The sequence below is a fragment of the Paraburkholderia sp. UCT2 genome (assembly GCF_014397665.1).
In the GTDB taxonomy this organism is placed as follows: domain Bacteria; phylum Pseudomonadota; class Gammaproteobacteria; order Burkholderiales; family Burkholderiaceae; genus Paraburkholderia; species Paraburkholderia tuberum.
In genome coordinates this window covers 1-1,400 of record NZ_VZQO01000129.1, presented here as the reverse complement: position 1 = coordinate 1,400, position 1,400 = coordinate 1, and the positions used below count along the sequence as shown (strand labels likewise).

At 61.0% G+C, this 1,400-nt stretch carries 1 protein-coding gene; it reads left to right on the top strand.

The features are described from left to right. The first annotated feature begins 9 nt into the window (after positions 1-9). A complete protein-coding gene (locus F6X39_RS36040; RefSeq protein WP_187620142.1) occupies positions 10-1,308 on the top strand; it encodes an NAD(P)/FAD-dependent oxidoreductase in 1,299 nt (432 codons plus the stop codon). Positions 1,309-1,400 lie beyond the last annotated feature (92 nt).

The window sequence follows — 1,400 nt, the reverse complement described above, 5'->3', positions numbered from 1 at the left end:
GAGAGATATTTGACAACGCGCCAGACCACCCGGATCGTCATCGTCGGCGGCGGCATCGCTGGACTTCTGCTCGCGACCAGGCTGGGCAACACGCTTGGCCGCAGCGGCCGCGGTCAGGTCACGTTGATCGACAAAAGTGCAACCCATATCTGGAAGCCCATGCTGCACACCATCGCGGCAGGCACTCGCGATGTCCAGCAACAGCAGGTCATCTATCTCGCCCACGCCCGCGACCACGGCTTCAACTATCAGCCGGGCGAAATGGAAGGCCTGGACCGCAATGCGCGTATCGTGAAGCTGGCTGCGCTGCGTTCGCCGTCGGGGGAGGTCGTGATCGGGCCGCGCACGGTCGAATACGATGTGCTGATTCTTGCGTTGGGCAGTCGCGCCAACGACTTCGGCACACCAGGCGTACTTGATCATTGCCATTTCATTGACAGCCGGGCACAGGCTGAAGTCTTCAACGAAGCATTGCGAATCCGTATATTCCAGAGCGTTGTGACGAATAGCCCGTTGCGCGTGTCTATCGTCGGCGCCGGAGCGACCGGCGTCGAACTGGCAGCGGAATTGAGCCGCTTACTCGAAGTGGCGTCGAGTTACGGCGACCCCGGCATCCGCTCACGTCTGAAGCTCACCCTTTATGAAAGCGCACCGCGCGTACTGGCGGCATTTCCGCCGGCGGTGTCGGAGTCCAGCGAGGCACAGTTACGGCATATCGGTTTCACGGTACGAACGGGCACGCGAGTGACCGCCGCCGAATCCGATGGATTCCGGTTAGGCGACGGCAGCAAGCAACCGGCGGATTTGATGGTATGGGCGGCGGGCGTCAAGGCCTCTGATTTTCTAGGCAAACTGGATGGCATCGAGAGCAATCGTTCCAACCAGATCATCGTCAGGCCAACCCTGCAGGCGCAGGACGACGACGCACTATTCGCCCTCGGCGACTGCTCGACGTTGACGCTCGCCGGCAGTGAACGTCCTCTCGCACCCACGGCGCAAGTCGCCACGCAACAGGCACAACACCTCGCAAAGCACTTGCCGGACTGGCTCGGCGGTGGTTCATTGCCCGACTTTGCATTTCACGACTTCGGCGCGCTCGTGTCGCTGAGCGACTACAACGCTTTTGGGACGCTCGGGCAGTTCGGATTCTTCCGCGGCGGGTTTATCAAGGGCCGATTCGCGCAGCTCAGTCACGCCATGCTCTATCGACAACATCAGCAGGCTTTGCACGGTTTAGGCACGGCCATGATGCTGTGGACTGCCGAGCGGATTAACGGCTTCGTGCAGCCAAAGATACGGCTGAGCTGAACGCCACCTCACTTTTGACGGGAGTACTGCCATGGATCAATGCGTGACGGCCGACACTGCATGGCAGCGCGCAGTGGGCCAACTCGATTGGG